This is a genomic window from Diaminobutyricibacter sp. McL0608 (assembly GCF_039613825.1).
Classification (GTDB): Bacteria; Actinomycetota; Actinomycetes; order Actinomycetales; family Microbacteriaceae; genus Diaminobutyricibacter.
This window is the reverse complement of record NZ_CP154826.1, coordinates 2,325,977-2,347,194: the sequence shown is the minus strand read 5'-3', so window position 1 is coordinate 2,347,194 and position 21,218 is coordinate 2,325,977. Positions and strand designations below refer to the sequence as shown.

Here is a 21,218-nt window from a genome sequence, read left to right as displayed (position 1 = left end):
CGCGCCCCTTTCGCTGCCGGGCGAGGAGGACCATACTGGCGGTGACGTTCTGGGTGCACGCGAGGGGGTCGGCCATGAACGATACGACTGAAGACGACGAGCCGGACGAGCAAAGCCAAACAGCCGAGCCCGACCTGCACGGCGAGGAGAGCACGTCGGACATCCCGGACGACCCGGGCCTGCTCCAGCGAGGCTACGACGGCGTCGCCGAGGCGATCGACCAGAAGCATCCCTGGTACACCCTTCCGAAGCTGATCGGCCTCGGGCAGTTGATCGGCATCCGCGACACTCTGCGCGAGAAGAACCTGTTCGACACCTCCAGGCTCCCCGCGGTCAACGCCGTCGTGCCGCCGCCGTATGACGAGAAACTCCTCACGGAGCGCTCCCCGGACGGCAGCTGGAACGACCTGGAGCATCCGGAGATGGGGATGGCCGGCACGCGTTTCGGACGCAACGTCCCGCTGTCGGAGACCTGGCCGAACCGCGAACGGATGCTCGAACCGAACCCGCGCGAGATCAGCCGCCGGCTCATGACGCGTTCGGAGCTCATCCCCGCGTCCGGCGGCAACGTGCTGATCGCCTCCTGGCTGCAGTTCATGATCCGCGACTGGTTCCGTCATGGCACGAGCCCGACGGACAATCCGTGGATCCTTCCGTTGACGCCCGACGACGACTGGCCGGCACCTCCGCTCACGGTGATGCGCACTCCACCCGACCCGACCTCGCCGCCGGACTCGGCGGACCCGCCGACGTTCATCAACATCATGACCCACTGGTGGGACGGCTCCCAGGTCTACGGGAACACGCTCGACGACCAGCAGTTCCTGCGTGAGCACAAGGGAGGCAGGCTGCGCCTGGTCGATGGCGCGCCGCCGATCCCCGACGACCCGGCGAAGAACCCGACGCATGTTCCCGGCTTCTGGCTGGGGCTCGGGATGCTGCAGGTCCTGTTCATCAAAGAGCACAACGCGATCTGCGACATGCTTGCTGAAGCGCATCCGGAGTTCGACGACGAGTCGGCGTTCCAGCACGCCCGCCTGATCCTGTCAGGGTTGCTCGCGCGCATCCACACGGTCGAATGGACGCCGGCGGTGACGGCGCACCCGACGGCCGTCGAGGCGTTGCACGCGAACTGGTGGGGGCTCGAAGGCGAAGGGATCCACAAGCTCTTCGGCCGCCTCAGCAAAAGCGAGGTGATCGCCGGCATTCCGGGGGCCAGGACCGAAGACTTCGGGGTTCCTTTCGCGTTGACCGAGGAGTTCGTCGCGGTCTACCGGATGCACCCGCTCATCCCGGACCATTTCGACTTCCGGTCGGTGGACACGGATGCGGAGACGCTCGGGAAGGCCGAATTCGACACTCTCGCGGGGCCCGCCGGTCTCGAAGCGCTCAAGGCGAATCGCCTCGTGGATCTCCTCTACACGTTCGGCACTGAGAACCCCGGGTTGGTCACGCTGCACAACTTCCCCAAATATCTGCAGACCTTCACCCGGCCTGACACGGGGACACTGATGGATCTTGCCGCGACCGACATCCTGCGCTGCCGTGAACTCGGCGTTCCCCGGTACACGGCGTTCCGTCGGCTGCTGCACCTGCCGGTGCCGACCTCGTTCGACGAGCTCTCCAGCAACGAACAGTGGGTCGCCGAGCTGAAAGAGGTCTACGACAACGACCTCGACTCCGTCGACCTCATCCCCGGGATGTTCGCCGAAGACCGGCCCGAGGGGTTCGCGTTCAGCGACACGGCCTTCCGGATCTTCATCCTGATGGCGTCGCGGCGGCTCAACAGCGACCGCTTCTTCACCACCCACTTCACGGACGAGGTGTATACCCGCGAGGGCATGCAGTGGATCGAGGACAACACGATGGGCTCGGTTCTCGTGCGCCACTGCCCGGAGCTCGAGCCGTACGTCGGCCACCTCGACAACGCGTTCGCGCTCTGGAACCGGGCGGGCGCCCCCGCGTGACGTCGAAGGGGATCGATGGCGACCGCTGAAACGCCGAGCGAACGAGCGACGGTCGTCATCGTCGGAGCCGGACCCGTCGGCCTGATGCTCGCGTTCGAACTCGGTCGGCACGGCGTTCGGTCCCTGGTGCTCGAGCGCGCATCCGAACCCGACCCGATGCCGAAAGGCAACGGCATTGTCGGGCGGATCGCGACGGTCGTGAGACAGCGCGGGCTGCTGAAGGGCCAGAAGGGGCTGCACGTCATCCCCGTTCCGCGGTACCAGTTCGGGTCGCTTACACTGCGGCTGAATCCGCTGCGTCGCCATCCGCTGATGGTGCTGCCGATTCCGCAACGCCGCCTGGAGAGGGTGCTCGAGGACGGTGCCCTGGGGTTCGGAGCGCAGGTGCGGCGCGGCCATGCAGTCGTCGGCTTCGCTGACGACGGCGAGCGGGTGCGAGTCGCGGTCGAAGCGGATGGGGTCGCATACGTCGTCGAGGCCGGCTTCCTGGTCGGATGCGATGGCGCCCACAGCTCCGTACGACATCTTCTCGAGGTCGGATTCCCCGGCACGACCAGCGACCGCATCGCGCGGATCGGACACGTCACCATCCGCCCGGGTGCGTTGCGGGTGTCCAAGGATTCCTTCGAGTTCGCCGATGGTCGCCGGCTGGCGCTGTTTCGCCCGAACCCGACCCCGACCGGGTCGTTCAGCCTCGCTCCGTTGTCCGCCCTCGATCGGCAGGCGTCACGCGACCGGTACATCGTCAGCACGCATGAGCCGCGCGGGGCGCAGGAGTCCGCGGAACGCATCACGCTGGAAGACCTGACGGCAAGCATCCGCCGCGTGCTCGGTGTCGACGTGCCGGTCGAGAACGCGACATGGCTGCGCTCCACGGTCGCCAACAGCCGCCAGGCCGAGCAGTACCGGGTGGGCCGGGTGTTCCTGGCCGGCGACGCAGCGCACGTGTTCTCGGCCGGCGGCTCGTCGCTGAACGTCGGGATGCTCGATGCCGTCGACCTCGCGTCCCGGCTCGCCGTGGTGGTGCGCGGCGAGGCGCCGCTGGTCTCGCTCCACGCGTACCACGCCGTGCGGCACGACGTCGGGGAGCGGGCGATCCTGCAGACCCGGGCGCAGGCGGCGCTGTCAGGGGCGGGCTCGGATCAGGGATCGGCGGAGAACGAGGATGCGCTCCGCCAGGTTCTCGAGGACGCGTTCCGCACGCGGAATCCGACCCGGTACCTCGCCACGCTGCTGATCGGGGAATAGCCGGGCTGATCGGGGAATAGCCGGGCATGGAAAAGGCGGGGTCACCCCGAGGCGGCCCCGCCCGTCGCTGAGGTGTTCGGGTCTACTCAGCGGCGTCCTGAACTTCGTTGTCCAACGCTTCGTCGTCGACGGCGATCTCCTTCGTGGTGACCTTCGTCGCGCCCGTCAGTAAGGCTGCGACCTCGTCGGCTTCGGCCGGCTCGACGACGACGACGATCCCCGCGCTTCCGGCATCCAGGGTCTCACTGATCGTCTTGAGGTCTTCTGCCGACGACTTGTTGGAGATGTGCCCGGCAAGTGCGCCGATCGCGCCACCCGCGCCGCCGCCGACCAGGAGGGCGCCGCCCAGGGCGACGGCCGGGAACAGGGCTACCACGAGACCGCCCGCCAACCCGATCGCGAGACCCTTGCGGCCACCGTGGTGCTTGGCGCCGTCGTCGCGCTTCGGAATGGAGACTTTGCCCTCCATATCGCGCACGACAACGGCCGCGTCGAACGCCGCGTGCTTACCCGCCTCCTTGTAGTGCGCGTGAATCTTGTCGAAGTCGGCCACCGCCTCGTCTTCGCTCGCATACTGCGCAGCAATCGCTAGATACGGCTGATCAGCCATCCCATCACTCCCATCTTGAGCGGTCGCCTCTCGCGGCCGACTGCAAACCACCGCCGCATGCGGTGCGGCACCCATGAGAAGCTTCGGACCGCACCTGCGGTCTAACATCACCCGGACGGGGTGATCCACCGCACCACACCGCGCGGATAGCGTTTCAGGTGACAGAGGGGGTGGGCCGGTGAGCGAGTCACGGGTTTCCGGTTGGGCAGGCTGGGTGTGGTTCGCCGGCATACTGCTGGTCATCGAGGGGGCCTTCGACATCCTCTTCGGGTTCATCGCGCTGCTGGCGCCTGACGGGGCATACTTCCGCGGAAGCAATGGGGCTCTCGTCGCGTACGACGTGCAAGCCTGGGGATGGTGGTCGCTCGTCCTCGGCGTCATCGTGCTGCTCACAGGTGTGTTCCTGTTCCGCGGCGCTCTGTGGGCTCGGCTGCTCGCCGTGATCATCGCCGGTGTGAATGCCGTCACGAACCTACTGGCGTTTCCGACTCAGCCCATCTGGGCGCTGGTTCTCGTCACGATGAACCTGCTGATCATCTACGCGGTCACGGTGCACGGGGACGAACTGAGATCTGCCTGAGGGGCGGATTGCCCGAGTAGGACTGGGGTGAAGGGGAGGTTCACATGTCGAACATCGATCCACTGGAGGTGCGGCCGACGCACAGCGTCGACATCACCGCGATCCTCGACGAGGTCGCGCACCAGGGCGAGGGCACGAAGGACTGAGCGCTCAGACCTGGGGTGTGGGATCAGGAGTGCCCGGCAGCGTGCCGGACTTCCGCTCCGCTTGATAGACCGCTCGTGCTCGATTGATGGCGGCCTCGCGTTCAGGCGTGCCGGGCTCGGAGACGGCGACGTCGGCGAAAGCTTCGTCGAGTTCCTCGCTCGCGCCGATATCGGTGACCATGGTGCCTTCCAATGCGAACGCAAGGCCTGCCCGGAATCCGGATGGTGTCATCGGCGAGTCGGGCATGCGCATAGCCGGAGAGTAGCAGTGGATTCCGTCACAGGCCCGACTTGAGCCGTTCGACTTTCATCCGAAGGATCTGTGTCGTCGCCATCGTCCAGATGACCTCGGTGAGCCACTCGAACCGTTTCTGCCGGATGCGCACGACTCGTCGATGCCGGAAACGGCCGACGATGTATGCGGCCAGCCAAAGGAGCGTCCATAGAAGCCACGCGACCGCGAAATCCAACGCTGACGGGGTCCCGCGGGTCAAGAAGATGAAGAACAGCAGCACGCCGCCGAACGCGGCTGTCAGCGAAAGATAGAACACCCACTGGCGTGTCTCGGTGCTGATCCGCTGGACGAGGGAGCGTGCCTGCGAAAGCGCGGATCGATGAATCGCGGAATACCACTCTTCAATAGGAGCCCAGATGTCCGGGCACGCCTTACCGAACGCGATCCCGAATTCGACCGCCTGGTCGCGAGCCCAGCCCCCCCGGGAACCATGAGTGGTGACCTGACAACCTAGGTCATCGCCACGGGGTGTCCCGACGGGATTGCGGGGGCGGTCACCGCATCCAGGATGGGCACCGGACGGAAGCCTTTGACGATGAGGTACACGCCAAGCGATGCTTCCCACGCGAACTCGAGGATCGTCGCGATTCCGGACCAGACCGAGACTTGGGAGTAGACGCCGAACAGCACCGCGATGCCGGAGAGGAACACGACCGGTCCGCCGATCAGTCCGAGCCAGGTCATCGCACGCGGGACGAGTCCCGATCGGTACATCAGGTAGCCGAGGATGAGGCCGTTGCCGAGGCCGGCGAGCAGCCCCGGGCCGATGAGGAACGTCGCGCCGTGGAGTGCGACGAGCGCTTTGCCTGCGGTGACGAGCGAGGTCGCATCCGCCCCGGCGTCCGCCGCGAAGCCCTGGCGGAGCGTGACCACGGAGAGCAGGCTGAGGATGCCGACGACGATCATGGTCGACTCGACGATCCGGCAGGCGACGTACCCGAGCGAGAGGGCTTCGCTCTGGCGCTTGACGATGGGGAAGAGCACCACGGCGGTGCCGATGTTGGCGGCGGCGACGATGAGTTCCATGAACGCCGCGAGGGCGATCTGGGCGTCGGCGCCGGGACCGACGACGTAGTTCGGGTCGCTCAGCAGCGGGCCGTAGAGGAGCGCACCCGGTATCGAGAAGACGATGGTGATGATGAACAGGATGCCCGCGATGAGCGCTGTTCGCCTGGTTGAGGTCATTGGATTTCCCTTGATGAAGTGTGAAAGGTGTACAACGTACACCGGTGATGATTACGATAGGTGTACCCCGTACACTTGTCAAGGGTTCGCGCACTATCCGAGGAGATGACAATGACCCGGCAGCAGGAGGCGCCCCGCAGGACCAGGCTGAGCCGCGACCTGGTCCTGAGCACCGCCGTCGCCCTCGCCGACAGGAACGGGTTCGAGGGGCTCACCATGCGCACGCTCGCCCAGGAGTTCGGCGTCGTCCCGATGGCTCTCTACAAACACGTGGCAAACAAGGAAGACCTGCTCGACGGAATGGTCGACATCGTCTTCAGCGAAGTGGACATCCCGACCGGGCCCGACTGGAAGACCGCGATGCGCCACCGGTCCATCTCGATGCGGGAAGCGCTCGTGCGCCACCGGTGGGCGGTCAACTTCATGGAATCCCGGATGCTCCCAGGGCCGGCCAACCTGCGTCACCACAACGCTGTCATGGCCTGTCTCCGGCAGGCCGGCTTCTCGTTCCGGACGACAGTTCATGCGTATTCGACGCTCGACAGCTATACCTACGGGTTCCTCCTGCAGGAGAAAGTGCTGCCGTTCGACAACGCCGAGGAGTCCGGTGAGATCGCCGCGCAGAAGCTGAGCATGCAGCCGGCAGAGATGGCGGCACAGTTCCCGTACCTGATCGAGGTCGTGATGGAACTCGGGATGGCCGGCTACGACTACGACGTCGAGTTCATGATCGGCCTGGACCTCATCCTCGATGGCATCGAGAAGCTCCGTCCGGAGTGGGTCGACGAACGGGGGTGACCGATGGTGGCACGCCCGGGCGAGAATGGAACGACAACGAGGGTGGGAGGACAGGATGGCGGCCATCGACTGGGATGTGGTGAGCAACGACGACGTCGTGAAGGCGCTCGAAGAATACGACCGGCTCGGGCCCGAGCAGTTCTTCGCCGAGCACGGTTTCGCGCCGGCGACGACCTACGAATTGTCATGGAGCAAACGGCGTTACCCGCCGAAGGCGATCCTCGGGGTGGCCTACGAGCTCGCGACCGGCAAGCGCCTCAGCTCGGCCGACTTCGAGGGTGGGAAGACGGGTGCTGTCAAGGTGCTCACCGCGATGGGGTTCCTCGTGCAGCCCATCGGGGGATGAGCGCGGAACTCAGAGCGACTCGTGATCCTTGTCGGTCTCGACCGGATCGCTGTCGGGCGCGTCGAAGTGATAGGCGACGTACTTCTCACTGTTGACGAGACGCTCGGCGCCTTTCACATACCAGAACAGTGACTCGAGACCTTCGATCGCCGCGACCGAGCCGATCCGCTCGTCGACGCTGCCATTGATCAGGAGCCGTCGATCGGTGGTACCAGCCAGCGGGCCGTCGACGTATTCGACGATGTACTCGTTTTCTACGCGCGGTGGAGTGCTCATTCCTACACGGTAATGCCACCGGGCGCGGCGGCGAGAGAGGCGGAGGAGAATTTCTGCCCGGCGCGGCCCGCGATGGTGGAGACTGGGGATGTCGGGTGTTGGATTCTTCCCAGGGGGTCAGCGATGGCGACGCAGTCACGCGCATCCAGCGAACCGCGGCATGAGCCCGGACGTGAACCGAAGCTTCCCAGGAAGCCGGCGTCGTCCCTGGCCGAACGCTGGACCACCATCGACGGACTGGACTTCTTCTTCCGAGAGTCGCAGGATCCGCCCGACGCCCCGGTGATGATGCACCTGCACGGCTTCGGCCTTTCGGGCCGGTACCTGCTGCCGACCGCCGAGGTGCTCCAGAACGACTTCCATACCTTTGTGCCCGACCTCCCGGGGTTCGGCCGGAGTGTGAAACCGGCGAAACCGCTCGACGTGCCTGGGCTCGCCAGAGCCGCGGTGAAGTTCCTCGACGATCGGGGAGTCGAGAAGGCGACGCTGGTCGGAAACTCGATGGGGTGCCCGGTCATCCTCGAATTCGCGCACGATTTCCCAGATCGCATCGACCGCGCAGTGCTGGTGTCCCCGGCCGGCGGGATGCACAACCAGCCGCTCTCCCGCGCGATGGCGCAGCTCGCCCGCGACGGCGGCCGTGAGCCGAGCGCGCTGGTGCGGGTCGCGACTCCCGACTACCTGCGTTTCGGCGTCTCGAGCACAGCACGGATGTTCCATGCGCTCATGCACTACCCGTCGCTCGAACGACTGCTCGACCTGCACATCAAGACCCTGGTCGTGCTCGGTGACCGCGATCCGCTCATGCCGACGCCTGAGCGTGTGAAGGAGATCGCCGCCCACATCGAGAACCAGGTGGTGCTCGTCGTCATCGAGGGGGCGGCGCACGCGATCAACTTCAGTCATCCCGGCGAGCTGGCCAACGTCATCCGCCAGTTCATGGCCGACCGGCCGATCGTGGACGATCCGGACTCGCCCGGCCACGCGCGCGCATACGAACTCCACAGGGGACGTCTGGAACCGCCCGCTCAGGGCGCTGCATGACGGGCCTTCTTCAGAATCTGGGCTGGTGGGCTGAGGACTACGCGTATGCGGCCGGTTGGCAGGCGCGCGCTGCCTTCGACCGCACGGACCCGGCAGTGTTCGAGGACGGCTCCGGGCGGCCGGTGCTGATGATCCCCGGCGTGTACGAGCCGTGGCAGTTCCTGAGACCGTTGATCGACGCGCTGCACGGTGCCGGGCATCCGGTCTATGTGGTGCCGGAGCTCGGCACCAATCTGAAGGTGCTCAGCGAGGCCGCGACGACGGTCGAAGGCGTGCTCGAGGAACGTGACCTGAGTGATGTGGTCATCGTCGCTCACAGCAAGGGCGGCCTGATCGGCAAGCTGGTGATGGTGGGGGAGGGCAGTCTGCCGCGCGTCGTGCGGATGGTTGCAATCTCCACACCGTTCGCCGGGTCGCGCTACGCCCAGTTCATGCCCATCCGCGCTTTGCGCGACTTCTCACCGACGGATCCGGCCGGGATGTCGCTGCGCGCCGACGAGTCCGTCAACAGCAGGATCGTCTCGGTCTTCGGGCCGTTCGATCCGCACATCCCGGAGGGGAGCACTCTTGCCGGTGCGACCAATCGCGTGGTCGCGAAGGGCGGCCACTTCCGCGGGTTGTCCGACCCGGAGGTGCAGGCGATCGTGCTGGAGGAAGCTGCGCGCTGACTGGAAGCCCGGAATATCGAGCGATGAGGAGCGTTTCACACAACATGGCAACTACAGCGATAACCAGCCAGAACCACGACGAGACCGTGAGCGAGGGCATCGTCCTGCTCGACTTCTGGGCCGACTGGTGCGGTCCCTGTCACATGTTCGCGCCGGTCTTCGAGAAGGCGTCCGAGAAACACTCGGACATCACTTTCGGCAAGATCGACACCGAGGCCGAGCAGGAGCTCTCCGGCTCCTACGGCATCCGTTCGATCCCGACTCTCGTCGCCTACCGCGACGGCATCCCGCTCTTCTCACAGGCCGGCGCCCTTCCGGCCGAAGCGGTCGAAGACCTGATCACGCAGCTGCGTGCGCTCGACATGACCGAGATCCGCGCCGAATACGAGAAGCAACTCGCGGAGCGCGGCGGCAAGTAGGCCGACAGGGCCGATAACGGCCGACGGTCTTTCCCTCGCGGCCCGTACAGGACTACCGTCGGTGCATGAGCGAGTCGCGTACCTACACGGCAATTCTCAAGAGGCGACCCGGTTCGGACGACGGCGAAGCAGTCGAGGGCGTGGAGTTCGCGCCCAACGGTCTGCCGCAGCGCACGTACGGGCAGACGACGATTCTCGCGACCGGATTCCTCCTCGACGAGACGTTCGAGCTTGAAGGTTCCGAGGAGGCCGGTGCCTCGGAGTACTCGTATCGGCTGATCGACTCCGAAGAGTACGAGACGTAGGAAGCGACGGCTGCGAGATGACCCTCGGATCCCTGAAGCAGATCGACGCCGGCGATCTGAACGTCGGCTACGCCGAGTCAGGGCCGGCGGATGGGCGGCCTGCGCTGCTCCTGCACGGCTGGCCGTACGACATCCATAGTTTCGCGGACGTGGCGCCTCTCCTCGCAGATCAGGGGTTCCGCGTGATCGTGCCTTTCCTGCGCGGTTTCGGGACGACGCGTTTTCTGAGCGATGAGACACTGCGGAACGGTCAGCAGTCCGTGGTCGCGGTGGATGCGCTGGCGTTGATGGATGCGCTGCAGCTGGAACAAGCGGTCGTGGCGGGCTTCGACTGGGGTGCGCGCACGGCCGACATCGTGGCGGCGCTCTGGCCGGAACGCTGCACGGGGCTGGTCTCCGTCAGCGGGTACCTGATCGGCAACCAGGCTGCCGGGCGCCAGCCGCTGCCACCGGCTGCGGAACTGCAGTGGTGGTACCAGTACTACTTCGCGACCGAGCGCGGCCGGGCCGGCTACGACGCCAACCGCCGTGACTTCGCGAAGCTCATCTGGCACACGGCGTCGCCCCAGTGGGAGTTCGACGACATCACGTTCGGCCGCAGTGCCGCCGCGTTCGACAACCCCGATCACGTCCCCGTCGTGATCCACAACTACCGCTGGCGACTCGGCCTCGCCGAGGGCGAAGCGCAGTACGACAGGCTCGAACAGCAGCTCGCCGAGGGCCCGACCATCTCGGTTCCGACCATCACTCTCGAGGGCGATGCCAACGGCGCACCCCACCCCGACCCGAGCGCCTACGCGAAGAAGTTCTCGGGGCGATACGAGCACCGCACGATCGACGGCGGCGTCGGGCACAACCTGCCTCAGGAGGCGCCGGAAGCGTTTGCGGCAGCCGTCGCGGATGTCGCCGGCTGACGAAGGAGTTTCCGTGACCGACCCGAGCATCCCCGCCCACCTGCCGTTCGAGGGTCGCCTGGCCCCTTTCGACGGCGCCACCGCCTGGCTCAACTCGCCGGTGCTCACGACGGAGGCGCTGCGCGGCAAGGTCGTGCTCGTCGACTTCTGGACCTTCACCTGCATCAACTGGCTGCGCACCCGCGGCTACGTGCGTGCCTGGGCCGACAAGTACCGGGAGCAGGGCCTGGTGGTGATCGGCGTGCACACTCCGGAGTTCCCCTTCGAAGGGGAACTCGACAACGTGCGCTGGGCGGTGAAAGAGATGCGGATCGACTTTCCCGTCGCGGTCGACACCGAGTACGGCGTCTGGAACGCGTTCGCCAACCACTACTGGCCGGCGATCTACCTCGCCGATGCACAGGGCAGGATCCGCTACCACCATTTCGGCGAAGGCGAATACGAGGAAGGCGAGCGGGTCATCCAGCAACTGCTCCGCGAAGCCGGGGCAGAGGGGATCGGCGACGACCTGGTCAGCGTTCCCGACGAGGGCGTCGAAGCGCAGGCAGACTGGGCGCACCTGGAGTCGCCCGAGACCTACCTCGGGTATGAGCAGGGTCGCAACTTCGTGTCCGAGGGTGAAGCAGCGTTCGGTCGACCCCATAGGTATGCTTCCCCGGGCCCGCTGGAGCTCAACCAGTGGTCGCTCTCCGGCGACTGGACGATCGAGAGCGGCGCCGGCCTGGTGAACCGGGCGGGCGGGTCGATCGTCTTCCGGTTCCACGCGCGCGACGCGAACCTGGTGCTCGCGCCGCCGCCGGGCGAGCACGCACGGTTCCGTGTCACCGTCGACGGCAGGGATCCCGGCACCGGCCACGGCCTGGACATCGACGAACATGGCGAGGGCACCATCGTCGAGCCCCGGATGTACCAACTGCTTCGCCTGGCCGGTCCCGCGGTCGACCGGACCTTCGAGATCACCTTTCTCGACCCCGGCGCGCGGGCCTACGTCTTCACGTTCGGCTGAGCGCCCCTACTGCAGCGCGGAGGTGAGGCGGGCTACCCCGTCGAGGAAGGTCGCCGACGCCGGCTCCTTCTCCCACTCTTCGAGAGTCAACTGGCGCCCCGCATCCCGGTATCCCTGTTCGACGGCGCGCATCTGCGTGACGAACGCTTCTCCGCGCACGAGCAGGGTAACCTCCGAGTTCAGGGCGAACGAGCGGATGTCCATGTTGCTCGACCCGATCACGGCGACATCATCGTCGATCGACAGGTGCTTGGAGTGCAGGATGTACGGGGCGGGGTACAGCCAGATCTGCACCCCCGCCTGCAGCAGCGGCTTGTAGTAGGAGCGCTGAGCGTGCCAGACCGACCCCTGGTCGCCGATCGCGGAGACGAAGAGCTGCACCTCCAGTCCGCGCTCGCACGCCGAGGTGATCGCGTACATCATCGCCTCGTCGGGCACAAAGTACGGGCTCGTGATGATGACCTTCTTCTGCGCCGACGTGACAAGCGTGAGGAACTGCCGCAGGTTGTTCTCGCCGTCGTAGCCGGGGCCGCTCGGCACGACCTGGCAGACCAGCGCATCCGCTGACGGATCAGCCGGTACGTCGGTCGCGCGCAGGCTCGCCTCGTCGCCGAGGAGTTCGCCGGTCTCGAGATACCAGTCGGACAGGAACACCGCGTTGGTCGCCGTGACGATTGGTCCCGTGATCCGCGTCATCAGCTCCTGCCATTGCAGTCCCCGCTTGATGTTCTTGGGGGAGTTGTAGCTGCGGTCGATGAGGTTCTGCGACCCCATGAAGCCGACGCGGCCGTCGACGACGAGAAGCTTGCGGTGGTTGCGCAGGTCTGGCCGCTGGTACTCGCCCTTGAAGGGGCGTACCGGCAGCATGTAGCTCCATTTCACCCCGATGCGGTCGAGTTCGGCGAAGGTCTCGTCGTGGGCGGCGACGCGGCGGGAGGCGACGTAGTCCGCCAGAAGTCGCACGGGCACACCGCGCTGAACGGCACGTTCCATCGCGGCGAAGAATCCCTTGGTCGTCGTATCGAACGAGACGATGTAGAACTCTGCGTTCACGAAGCGCGTGGCCGTGTCGATCTCGGCGGCCATTGCATCGATCGAGGTCGTATAGTCGCCGATCAGCGTGGCGCTGTTTCCAGCCGCTGCGGGCAGGGCTCCCAGACTGTGGTTCTGGTGCACGAGCCCCGCGAACCAGCTGGGCCAGCTGGAGCGGTCGCCGGACAGGTCGACTTCGGCCGAGCGCTCTTCGATCATCCGGTTCAGCTCGGCCTGTTTCTCCCGTCGCTTCTTCGGCAGCTTTACGTTGCCGATCAGCAGGAACAGGATGATGCCGATGAAGGGGATGAGGAAGATGGCGAGAAGCCAGGCCATCGCAGCCGTGGGTTTGCGGTCCCTCGGCACGATGATCAGCGCAGCGATGCGGATCGCCAGGTCGATGAGGATCAGGATGCCGCCGATCAGGGGCGGTAGCTGATCGTTGGCCATCAGAAGTCTTCTCGACCCTCGGCGTCGATATCGAGCTTCTTCTCGTCCTCTTTCCATGCGTTGAGAGCGAGGTCGAGCTGGCGTCGAACCCAGTCAGGCGAGAGGCTTCCCTCTCCTTCGAGTGCTGCCAGCCGTCGAGCCCGTTCGTCCGAGGTTCCGGTGAGATCGTCCATGAGCGTTCCCTTCCGAGACTGAGTCTGCCGTTACAAGGGTCGCGGGCACAATGATCATCCGCTCACGCGGCCTCCAGTCCGGCGCGCACGGAGTCGACGAGTCGTTCCCACGACGCGGAGAACGTCGCGATGCCGGCCGTCTCGAGCGTCGCGGAGACATCGGAGAGCAGGATGCCGTGGGCGGCCAGTCCGTCGACGACCTGCAGCGCATCCTCATAGTTCCCGGTGACCGTGTCCGACGCGATCGTGCCGTGATCCCACACCGCTTCGAGCGTCTTCTCGGGCATCGTGTTCACCGTCTGCGGGGCGACGAGCTCTTCGACATAGACCGTGTCGCGCATCCGCGTGTTCTTGACCCCCGTCGACGCCCAGAGAGGCCGCTGCCGGTTGGCACCGTCCCGTTCCAGCGCCAGCCAGCGTTGACTGCGCACCGACTGCTCGAAGATCTCGTAGGCGAGCCTGGCGTTTGCGACGGCGGCGCGTCCAGCGAGTGGGGAGTCGGTGACGCCGGCCGACTCCAGTCGCCGGTCGACCTCGACGTCCACCCGTGAGACGAAGAAGGAGGCGACCGACTGGATCGCTCCGAGGGGGAGTCCAGCATCCTTCGCGCGTTCCAGCCCTGACACGGAGGCGTCGATCACCTGGCGGTAGCGTTCGAGCCCGAAGATGAGCGTCACGTTGACGCTGATGCCTGCCGCCGTCGCGTCCGCGATCGCGGTGATCCCCGCATCCGTGGCCGGGATCTTGACGAACAGGTTCTGGCGGTCGACCGCCGACCGCAGCTGGTGCGCCTCAGCCAGCGTCGCCGCGGAGTCGTGGGCCACCGCGGGGCTGACCTCGATCGAGACGCGGCCGTCGAGGCCCTCGGTCGCGTCGAAGGTCGGCCGAAGGACGTCGCACGCGGACTGCACGTCGGCCGTCATCAGCGCAAAAGCGGCATCTGCCGCGCTTGCGCCCATCCGGCGGAGCTCGGCGAGCTGGCGTTCGTAGGCGCCCGACTCCTCGAACGCGTTGGCGAAGATCGTCGGGTTGGTCGTGATTCCCACCACGTCGCGTTCGGCGATCAGCCGCGCAAGGCCGCCGGAGAGGATCCGTTCACGCGAGAGATCGTCCAGCCAGATGCTCACGCCGGCGCGTCGAAGGTCGCCTGTGGCTGTCATGAGCCGATGCCCTCGCTCACCGCTGCGACCTGGTCGAGCGGAACATCCGGATCCTGCAGCGCACGGCGGTCGACCTTCGTCTCCTCGCGGATGAGCACCTGGATGGCGTCGTTCACGTCCCAGGTGTTCACGTTCATCCCTGCGACCACCCGCGCACCGACCATCCAGAACGCGATGAACGCGCCGGATGCGCGGTCGCCACGGTAGACGATGTCAGCCTCTTTCGTCAGCGGCGCGAAACCGGAGTACTCCATCCCCAGATCGAACTGGTCGGTGTAGAAGTAGGGGATGCCGTCGTGCACCGCAGGCTGCCCGAGCATCGCCCGCGCCGCCACGGCGCCGCCGGTGAGCGCGTTCGCCCAGTGCTCACTGCGCAGCCTCAGCCCGATCAGGGGATGGTAGGCGTTCGCGATGTCCCCGGCGGCGAAGATCCGGTCGTCGCTGGTGCGCAGCGACGCGTCGACCTCGACCCCGTTGCCCGTGCGAAGGCCTGCGTCCGCGGCGAGCCCGATCTGCGGGAGCGCGCCGACACCGACGAGGATCACGTCCGCGGGCACGATCTCGCCGCCGCCCAGTCGCACGCCCGTCGCGATCCCGTCGCGCGTCTCGATCGCCTCGACGATCATCCGGGTGCGGATGCGGACGCCTCTGGATTCGTGCAGTTCGGCGAAGAAGGTGCCGAGTTCGTCGCCGAGCACGATGGCGAGGGGGATGGGGTCGCGCTCGAGGATGGTCACCTCGTTGCCGAGGGTGCGCGCGGTCGCCGCCACCTCCATCCCGATCCAGCCGGACCCGATGAGGACGACCCTCCGGCCGCCCTGGGCGATCGCCTCGTGCAGACGGATGCTGTCGTCGAGGGTCCGCAGGTAGTGGACGTTGGATGCGTCCGACCCGGGGATGGTGAGGATGCGCGGCTGGGAGCCGGTCGCGAGGAGAAGCCGGTCGTACCGTGTCTCGGTTCCACTCTCGTCCACGACGGTCGCGGCCTGACGGTCGACGCGGGCGATGCGGGTCCCGAGGCGCAGGTCGACGTCGTTGTCGTCGTACCAGCCGGCGTCGAGCACGTCGATGGATGCGCGGTCGTCGGTGCCCGCGAGGAACCCTTTCGACAGCGGCGGGCGGATGTACGGGATGTGCTCCTCGGCCCCGATGAGTACGAGGTGCCCGTCGTAGCCTTCCTCCCGCAGCGTCGCGGCCGCGGTCGCGCCGGCGAGGGCTGCGCCCACGATGACGATGGGTTCTGCGGTTGTCATGTCGTTTCTCTCGTTCTAGTTGTGCCTCGGAAGCGAGGCCATGAACCGTTCCCGGCCGTGGGCGGCGAGCGCACCGGTGAAGCGTGAGGTGCGGGTCCGCGCCGTCGGCGCCAGCGCGCCGCGGATGGACATGCAGAGGTGTTCGGCCTCGAGCACGACACCGACTCCGTTGGGCAGCAGCTCATTCTCCAGGTATTCCGCGATCTCGACGGTGAGGCGTTCCTGCAACTGCAGACCGTGGGAGTAGTGCTCGACGACCCGGGCGAGTTTCGACAGTCCCAGCAGCCGGGACGCGGGGAGGTAGCCGACGTGGGCGACGCCGCGGAACGGGAGGAGATGGTGCGCGCACAGCGAGGTGAACGGGATGTCGTGCACGAGCACCAGGTCGTCGTAGCCCTCCTCGTTCGGAAAGGTCGTCAGAGTGAGCGGCTCGCGGCGGAGCAGCTCGCGAAACGACGCGGCCACCCTGCGCGGGGTGTCCGCGAGGTTGGGGTCGTCGAGGTCCTGGCCGAGTGCCAGGAGGAGCTCCGTCACCGCATTTTCCGCGCGTCGATCCGGCAGAGCAGCAATCCGTTCCCGTGTCTCCTGCAGCAGCGACATCGCCGCCCCTTTCTCGTAGCATCGGCTGTGTGCTGAGCGTAAGTTCGTCAGGTTTCTTTTGTCAAGATTTACTTTTATAGAGATAGGATGGCCGCATGAGCCAGTCTCCGGAGGCGGACACCGCGACACTCGCCATCGCGGCGCTCGCGGATCCCACACGCCGCGCCCTCTATGACGCACTACGAGCGAGCGACCACCCTCTCGGGCGCGACGAACTCGCCGAGCAGACCGGTCTTCCCCGGGCGACCGCCGCGTTCCACCTCGACCGCCTCGTCGAAGTCGGCGCCCTCACCGTCGGGTTCGAGCGCCGTTCGGGTCGCACCGGGCCGGGCGCCGGGCGTCCCGCGAAGATCTATTCGCTCTCGCATGACGAGCTCACCGCATCCCTTCCGGCCCGGCAGTACGAGCTCGCGGGCGATCTGCTCGCGGCGGCCGTCGAATACTCCGACCAGGCGGGGGTGCCGGTACGGGATGCGCTGATCACGACCGCCGAGAACCGGGGGCACCAGCTCGGCTCCGACGACATCCCGCTGGTCGAGACCCTCGCGGGCATCGGCTATGTACCGGTCGCATGCGAGGACGGTGGCTTCCAACTCACGAACTGCCCGTTCCATCACCTGGCCGCCCGTCATACGGACCTCATCTGCACGGCGAACACTGCGTTCGTCCGCGGGCTCACCGACGAGTCGCGCGAATCGCGTGACGTCTGGCTCGAGCCGACCGCAGGCGAATGCTGCGTGCGCATCGGGGAGCTCCGCTCATGAGTGGCGAATTGGCGACGATGCTCGGTGTCGATCTCCCGATCCTGCTCGGGCCGTTCGGTGGTCTGTCGTCGGTCGGGCTGACTGCACAGGTGAGCGAGCTCGGCGGGCTCGGCGGGTACGGGCTGTACGGGTACGACGCGGACCGCATCGCCCAGGCCGTCGCGGCGATCCGGGCCAAGACCGCGCGCCCTTTCTCGGTCAACCTGTGGCTGACCGGCGACGAGCCTCCGGTCACCGACGAGGAGTTCGCAGACTACGCCGAGGCGCTCCGCCCCTTCTTCGACGAGCTCGACCTCGACATCCCCAGCCGCCCCGCCCGCTTCCTGCCGACCTTCGAGGAGCAGATCGAGGCGGTGCTCGCGGCTGGGCCGGCGGTGATCAGCTTCGTCTTCGGTGTGCCGCCCACCGACGTCGTCGAACGTGCCCACGCTCAGGGCGCGATCGTGATCGGCACGGCCACAACGGTCGCCGAAGCGGTGGCGCTCGACTTCGGCGGCGTCGACGCGATCGTCGCGACCGGGATGGAGGCGGCCGGTCACCGGGTCTCGTTCCTCCGAACCCCGGAAGAGTCGCTCGTCGGCACGTTCGCGCTCATCCCTCAGGTCACCGACGCCGTGCGCGTGCCCGTCGCGGCCGCGGGAGGGATCGCCGACCGGCGCGGAGTGCGTGCGGCGTTCGCACTGGGAGCTTCCGGAGTACAGGTCGGCACGGCCTTCCTCGCGACGAGACAGTCGGCAGCCACCGACGCGCATCGCCGTGCCATCCCGGACGCAGCAGCCGACGCGTCTGTGCTGACCCGCGCGATGAGCGGTCGGCTCGCACGGGGACTGCCGAACCGCGCCATCCGCACAATCGAAGCGGAGGGAGTCGTTGCGCCGTTCCCCGTTCAGAACTGGCTGACCGGACAGTTCCGCGCGGAGGCCGCCCGACAGGGGATCGGCGAGCTCCAGTCCCTGTGGCTGGGGCAGGCCGCGTCGCTTGCGCGATTCAGTGACGCCCGCGAGGTGTTCGAGGAGCTCGCCGCCGGCGTTCCGCGCGAAGACTGACGCGCTCTACGGCTGAAGAGCGAAGGTGAACCGGCCGTCATGCGTTGGTTCGCTTCGGGCCGCGACCGCGAACGACTCGAAGGCAGCCGCGACGTCCGCCTGCTCGTCGGCTGACATGCGTGCGAACACATCCGCCATCGCCGCGCGTCGTTCACTCAGTACGTGGTCGACGAGGGCTGTGCCCCGCTCGGTGAGTTCGAGCTGAACGAATCGTCGGTCGGTCGGATCCGGGGAGCGCATGATGAGCCCGGACTGAACGAGCTTTTCGCACGGCCGCGTCGCATTGGACGGATGCACGTTCAGCTCGGTTGCGACAGAGCTGATGCTTTGCGGGCCCGAGGCCGAGATCAGCATCAGGATGCGCAACTGGGGCGTCGTGACCACATCTTCGACCTCGACGACGGAACGTGCAGCAACGCGCATCATCACGTTGGCCGCTGCGAGCGCGGCACCGACTGCATCCTTCACAATTACCTATCATGGTGCAATAATTGCGATAACGCAATTGAAAGAGGAGGTGACGCTCATGTCCGCGTCATCCGAACAGAAGCCGCTCGCCGCATCCGCACGCGACGAGCTGGAAGGCAAGTACACCCAGATCGAACCGGAACCGGCCGAGCCGAGAACAGTGCCGGGGCAGTACACCGAATCCGACGGAGAAGGAACCGATCCGAGCATCGTCGGAACGTACATCGGGGCAGAACGCGAAGGCCACGTGCCTCTCGTGCGAAGCTCCCGGATGCGACACGGTGACTTCGTCAAGTCGGAGCACTGATCCGAAGCCCTCGCCCTCGTCCGAACCGGCGAGGGCTTTGCTTGCACGTCCCGTGCGCAGAGGTGTAGACACGAACGTGTCCAGCAGCGTCTGAACGAGGGTCGAGCACCGGGGAGTGGACATGACTGACAACGGACCCGCCCCCGAAACGACACCACCGACACCCGACGATGCGTCGACAGCGTCCGGCACGCCGACACCGCCGACGGCGACATCCGAGCCGGCCGTGCGTCCGCGCAGGCGGCGCGGCTGGTCGATCGCCATCGTCGCCGTCGTCGTCGCTCTGCTGATCGGCGGCCTCCTCGGCTGGGGGATCGGTCGCCTCGGTGCTACGCGGGCGGCGTCGTCCGGCAACCCCGGCAACGGCAACACCTGCAACGCGATCACCGTGACGAACGACGTGCTGCCGGCCATCGTCACGGTATCGGCGGTGGGGGAGTCGGGCGGAGGAACCGGCACCGGCGAGATCATCCGCAACGACGGCTACATCGTGACCAACAACCACGTGATCTCGCCGGCCGTGTCGGGTGGGCAGATCAGCGTGCTCCTCTCCAGCGGCGTGCAGGCGCCGGCCGAACTCGTCGGGCGCGATCCGAGATCCGACCTCGCGGTCCTGAAGATCGACGCGTCGTCGTCTCTTCCCACCGTTCCCTGGGGCCAGTCGTCGACCCTGGTCGTCGGTCAGCCAGTCGTCGCCCTGGGCGCACCGCTCGGGCTCTCCGGCACGGTCACGTCGGGAATCGTCAGCGCGCTCGGTCGCACGGTCCCCGTGCCGGGCGACAACGGCCAGAACGCGATCCTGGCGAACGCGATCCAGACCGATGCGTCTATCAACCCCGGAAACTCGGGTGGCGCCCTGGTCAACTGCGGCGGTTCGCTGATCGGGATCAACTCTGCGATCGCGACCGTGCCGAACTCGGCCGGGCAGACCGGTGGTGGCAGCGTCGGCATCGGCTTCGCGATCCCCTCGGACTTCGCTCACGCGATCGTCGACCAGATCATCGCGACCGGAAAGGTCACCTACCCGTACTTCGGAATCTCAGTGGCGCCCATCCCACCGGCCGCGGCTGAGGAGCTCAAGGTCCCAGGCGGACTCTACGTCGTCTCGGTGGTCCCCGGCGGCCCGTCCGAGCAGGCCGGTCTCCAGGAAGGCGACGTGATCACGGAGGTCAACGGTCATGCGGCCACGAGCGTCGACCTCCTCACGCAGACGGTCATGACGACGAAGGCCGGTGAATCGGTGCCGGTCACGTACCTCCGCGACGGCGAGACACACAAGACCACGGTGACCCTGCAGAACCCCGCGTCCTGAAAAGCCCCGGCTCCTGAAAAGATTGGGCCATGCCCATCCTGAACAAGGACATGCAGGTCTGCATGTCGCTCGCGGCCCGGCCCAGCAACCTCGGCACGCGCTTCCACAACTACCTGTATGACGAACTGGGGCTCAACTTCATCTACAAAGCGTTCACGACGACGGATCTCGAAGGTGCGGTGCGCGGGATCCGCGCGCTGGGCATCCGCGGATGCTCGGTCTCGATGCCGTTCAAAGAGGCGATCATCCCGCTCGTCGACGTCATGGAGCCGTCGGCCGTCGCCATCCAGTCGGTGAACACGGTGGTCAACGACGACGGGGTGCTGACCGCGTCGAACACAGACTACGAAGCCGTCGCCCAGCTGCTCGCCGAAGGCGAGGTGGACCCGGCCGAGAGCGTGTTGCTTCGCGGGTCCGGTGGGATGGCGTCGGCCGTCGCTGCAGCCTTCCGCGACGCGCGGTTCGAGCGGGTCACGATCGTGGCCCGCAATCCCGTGGCCGGTCCGGCGCTCGCCCAGCGCTACGGCTTCGACTGGGTGGCCGAAGACCCAGAACCGGATTTCGACATCCTCGTCAACGTGACACCTCTCGGGATGCGCGGAGACGCGGAAGACGTGTTGGCGTTCAGCCCGAAGCACATCGAGCGGGCATCGACGGTCTTCGACGTGGTGGCGTTCCCGTCGGAGACGCCGCTCGTGGCCGCCGCACGCGCGGCGGCCAAGAACCTGATCACCGGTGCGGAGGTGATCGCACTGCAGGCCGCCCGCCAATTCGAGCGCTACACCGGCGTGCTACTCACTCCCGAGCAGGTGGCCCGGGCCTCCGAGTTCTCCCGCGCCGAGTAGG

General features: G+C 66.7%; 27 protein-coding genes. 16 read left to right on the top strand and 11 right to left on the bottom strand.

Annotation, left to right across the window (positions count from 1 at the left end; genetic code table 11):
- Positions 1 to 74: 74 nt before the first annotated feature.
- Together AAYO93_RS11165 and AAYO93_RS11160 are read left to right on the top strand one after the other, a co-directional pair.
- Positions 75 to 1,967, top strand: a complete 1,893-nt coding sequence (locus tag AAYO93_RS11165; RefSeq protein ID WP_345761258.1) for a peroxidase family protein — start codon at positions 75 to 77, stop codon at positions 1,965 to 1,967.
- A 15-nt stretch (positions 1,968 to 1,982) separates the two neighbouring features.
- Positions 1,983 to 3,215 (top strand): FAD-dependent monooxygenase, encoded by a 1,233-nt coding sequence (locus AAYO93_RS11160; RefSeq protein WP_345761257.1) that lies wholly within the window; start codon positions 1,983 to 1,985, stop codon positions 3,213 to 3,215.
- 82 nt (positions 3,216 to 3,297) lie between these two features.
- Here AAYO93_RS11160 and AAYO93_RS11155 read toward each other — a convergent pair whose 3' ends face one another.
- Complete coding sequence (locus AAYO93_RS11155) at positions 3,298 to 3,825, bottom strand: DUF1269 domain-containing protein (RefSeq protein ID WP_345761256.1); 528 nt, start codon at positions 3,823 to 3,825, stop codon at positions 3,298 to 3,300.
- A 178-nt stretch (positions 3,826 to 4,003) separates the two neighbouring features.
- Between AAYO93_RS11155 and AAYO93_RS11150 the strand changes: the two genes are divergently transcribed.
- Positions 4,004 to 4,405: a DUF7144 family membrane protein gene (locus AAYO93_RS11150; protein ID WP_345761255.1), complete on the top strand. Its 402-nt coding sequence runs from the start codon at positions 4,004 to 4,006 to the stop codon at positions 4,403 to 4,405.
- Between the two features lie 150 nt (positions 4,406 to 4,555).
- Here the strand turns inward: AAYO93_RS11150 and AAYO93_RS11145 are convergent, their stop codons facing one another.
- From AAYO93_RS11145 to AAYO93_RS11135, 3 genes are all read right to left on the bottom strand, one after another.
- On the bottom strand, positions 4,556 to 4,798 hold the full coding sequence (locus AAYO93_RS11145; protein ID WP_345761254.1) for a hypothetical protein: 243 nt from the start codon (positions 4,796 to 4,798) through the stop codon (positions 4,556 to 4,558).
- A 31-nt stretch (positions 4,799 to 4,829) separates the two neighbouring features.
- On the bottom strand, positions 4,830 to 5,102 hold the full coding sequence (locus AAYO93_RS11140; protein WP_345761253.1) for a hypothetical protein: 273 nt from the start codon (positions 5,100 to 5,102) through the stop codon (positions 4,830 to 4,832).
- A gap of 194 nt (positions 5,103 to 5,296) precedes the next feature.
- The gene (locus AAYO93_RS11135) at positions 5,297 to 6,031 is read right to left on the bottom strand and encodes a DUF4386 domain-containing protein (RefSeq protein WP_345761252.1); all 735 of its coding nucleotides are present in this window, start codon (positions 6,029 to 6,031) and stop codon (positions 5,297 to 5,299) included.
- Positions 6,032 to 6,142: 111 nt separating this feature from the next.
- On the opposite strand from AAYO93_RS11135, the gene AAYO93_RS11130 reads away from it, so the two are divergent.
- Positions 6,143 to 6,829 carry a TetR/AcrR family transcriptional regulator C-terminal domain-containing protein gene (locus AAYO93_RS11130; protein WP_345761251.1) on the top strand — a complete coding sequence of 229 codons (687 nt, stop codon included), beginning with the start codon at positions 6,143 to 6,145 and terminating at the stop codon, positions 6,827 to 6,829.
- Positions 6,830 to 6,884: 55 nt separating this feature from the next.
- Entirely contained in the window at positions 6,885 to 7,175 is a 291-nt protein-coding gene (locus AAYO93_RS11125; protein ID WP_345761250.1) for a hypothetical protein, read from the top strand.
- A gap of 9 nt (positions 7,176 to 7,184) precedes the next feature.
- On the opposite strand, the gene AAYO93_RS11120 is transcribed toward AAYO93_RS11125, so the two are convergent.
- A complete protein-coding gene (locus AAYO93_RS11120) occupies positions 7,185 to 7,451 on the bottom strand; it encodes a hypothetical protein (protein WP_345761249.1) in 267 nt (88 codons plus the stop codon).
- A gap of 123 nt (positions 7,452 to 7,574) precedes the next feature.
- Between AAYO93_RS11120 and AAYO93_RS11115 the strand changes: the two genes are divergently transcribed.
- The 6 genes from AAYO93_RS11115 (at position 7,575) to AAYO93_RS11090 (ending at position 11,807) form a co-directional block, all read left to right on the top strand.
- On the top strand, positions 7,575 to 8,495 hold the full coding sequence (locus AAYO93_RS11115; RefSeq protein ID WP_345761248.1) for an alpha/beta fold hydrolase: 921 nt from the start codon (positions 7,575 to 7,577) through the stop codon (positions 8,493 to 8,495).
- Positions 8,492 to 9,163 (top strand): esterase/lipase family protein, encoded by a 672-nt coding sequence (locus AAYO93_RS11110; protein ID WP_345761247.1) that lies wholly within the window; start codon positions 8,492 to 8,494, stop codon positions 9,161 to 9,163. The genes AAYO93_RS11115 and AAYO93_RS11110 overlap by 4 nt, the downstream gene beginning before the upstream one ends.
- Before the next feature lie 23 nt (positions 9,164 to 9,186).
- Positions 9,187 to 9,582: a thioredoxin gene (gene trxA / locus AAYO93_RS11105; protein ID WP_345761246.1), complete on the top strand. Its 396-nt coding sequence runs from the start codon at positions 9,187 to 9,189 to the stop codon at positions 9,580 to 9,582.
- A 65-nt stretch (positions 9,583 to 9,647) separates the two neighbouring features.
- Positions 9,648 to 9,887, top strand: coding sequence for a hypothetical protein (locus AAYO93_RS11100; protein ID WP_345761245.1), 240 nt, complete (start codon positions 9,648 to 9,650; stop codon positions 9,885 to 9,887).
- A 17-nt stretch (positions 9,888 to 9,904) separates the two neighbouring features.
- Positions 9,905 to 10,801 (top strand): alpha/beta fold hydrolase, encoded by an 897-nt coding sequence (locus AAYO93_RS11095; protein ID WP_345761244.1) that lies wholly within the window; start codon positions 9,905 to 9,907, stop codon positions 10,799 to 10,801.
- Between the two features lie 13 nt (positions 10,802 to 10,814).
- Positions 10,815 to 11,807, top strand: coding sequence for a redoxin domain-containing protein (locus AAYO93_RS11090; protein ID WP_345761243.1), 993 nt, complete (start codon positions 10,815 to 10,817; stop codon positions 11,805 to 11,807).
- A gap of 6 nt (positions 11,808 to 11,813) precedes the next feature.
- Here the strand turns inward: AAYO93_RS11090 and cls are convergent, their stop codons facing one another.
- From cls to folE, 5 genes are all read right to left on the bottom strand, one after another.
- Positions 11,814 to 13,289: a cardiolipin synthase gene (gene cls, locus AAYO93_RS11085; RefSeq protein ID WP_345761242.1), complete on the bottom strand. Its 1,476-nt coding sequence runs from the start codon at positions 13,287 to 13,289 to the stop codon at positions 11,814 to 11,816.
- A complete protein-coding gene (locus AAYO93_RS11080) occupies positions 13,289 to 13,462 on the bottom strand; it encodes a hypothetical protein (protein WP_345761241.1) in 174 nt (57 codons plus the stop codon). The genes cls and AAYO93_RS11080 overlap by 1 nt, the downstream gene beginning before the upstream one ends.
- A gap of 62 nt (positions 13,463 to 13,524) precedes the next feature.
- The gene (gene tal / locus AAYO93_RS11075) at positions 13,525 to 14,622 is read right to left on the bottom strand and encodes a transaldolase (protein ID WP_345761240.1); all 1,098 of its coding nucleotides are present in this window, start codon (positions 14,620 to 14,622) and stop codon (positions 13,525 to 13,527) included.
- Entirely contained in the window at positions 14,619 to 15,875 is a 1,257-nt protein-coding gene (locus tag AAYO93_RS11070) for an NAD(P)/FAD-dependent oxidoreductase (RefSeq protein ID WP_345761239.1), read from the bottom strand. Before AAYO93_RS11070 ends, tal begins: the two co-directional genes overlap by 4 nt.
- Positions 15,876 to 15,890: 15 nt before the next feature.
- Positions 15,891 to 16,409 (bottom strand): GTP cyclohydrolase I, encoded by a 519-nt coding sequence (gene folE, locus AAYO93_RS11065; RefSeq protein ID WP_345761238.1) that lies wholly within the window; start codon positions 16,407 to 16,409, stop codon positions 15,891 to 15,893.
- 161 nt (positions 16,410 to 16,570) lie between these two features.
- Here folE and AAYO93_RS11060 point away from each other — a divergent pair, with 161 nt between their 5' ends.
- Both AAYO93_RS11060 and AAYO93_RS11055 read left to right on the top strand, forming a co-directional pair.
- Entirely contained in the window at positions 16,571 to 17,239 is a 669-nt protein-coding gene (locus AAYO93_RS11060; RefSeq protein ID WP_345761237.1) for a helix-turn-helix transcriptional regulator, read from the top strand.
- Entirely contained in the window at positions 17,236 to 18,285 is a 1,050-nt protein-coding gene (locus AAYO93_RS11055; RefSeq protein ID WP_345761236.1) for an NAD(P)H-dependent flavin oxidoreductase, read from the top strand. Before AAYO93_RS11060 ends, AAYO93_RS11055 begins: the two co-directional genes overlap by 4 nt.
- A 6-nt stretch (positions 18,286 to 18,291) precedes the next feature.
- On the opposite strand, the gene AAYO93_RS11050 is transcribed toward AAYO93_RS11055, so the two are convergent.
- On the bottom strand, positions 18,292 to 18,753 hold the full coding sequence (locus AAYO93_RS11050; RefSeq protein WP_345761235.1) for a MarR family transcriptional regulator: 462 nt from the start codon (positions 18,751 to 18,753) through the stop codon (positions 18,292 to 18,294).
- A gap of 58 nt (positions 18,754 to 18,811) precedes the next feature.
- On the opposite strand from AAYO93_RS11050, the gene AAYO93_RS11045 reads away from it, so the two are divergent.
- The 3 genes from AAYO93_RS11045 (at position 18,812) to AAYO93_RS11035 (ending at position 21,217) form a co-directional block, all read left to right on the top strand.
- On the top strand, positions 18,812 to 19,060 hold the full coding sequence (locus AAYO93_RS11045; RefSeq protein WP_345761234.1) for a hypothetical protein: 249 nt from the start codon (positions 18,812 to 18,814) through the stop codon (positions 19,058 to 19,060).
- Between the two features lie 121 nt (positions 19,061 to 19,181).
- Positions 19,182 to 20,372 (top strand): S1C family serine protease, encoded by a 1,191-nt coding sequence (locus AAYO93_RS11040; RefSeq protein ID WP_345761233.1) that lies wholly within the window; start codon positions 19,182 to 19,184, stop codon positions 20,370 to 20,372.
- A 29-nt stretch (positions 20,373 to 20,401) separates the two neighbouring features.
- The gene (locus AAYO93_RS11035; RefSeq protein WP_345761232.1) at positions 20,402 to 21,217 is read left to right on the top strand and encodes a shikimate 5-dehydrogenase; all 816 of its coding nucleotides are present in this window, start codon (positions 20,402 to 20,404) and stop codon (positions 21,215 to 21,217) included.
- Position 21,218: the final 1 nt, after the last annotated feature.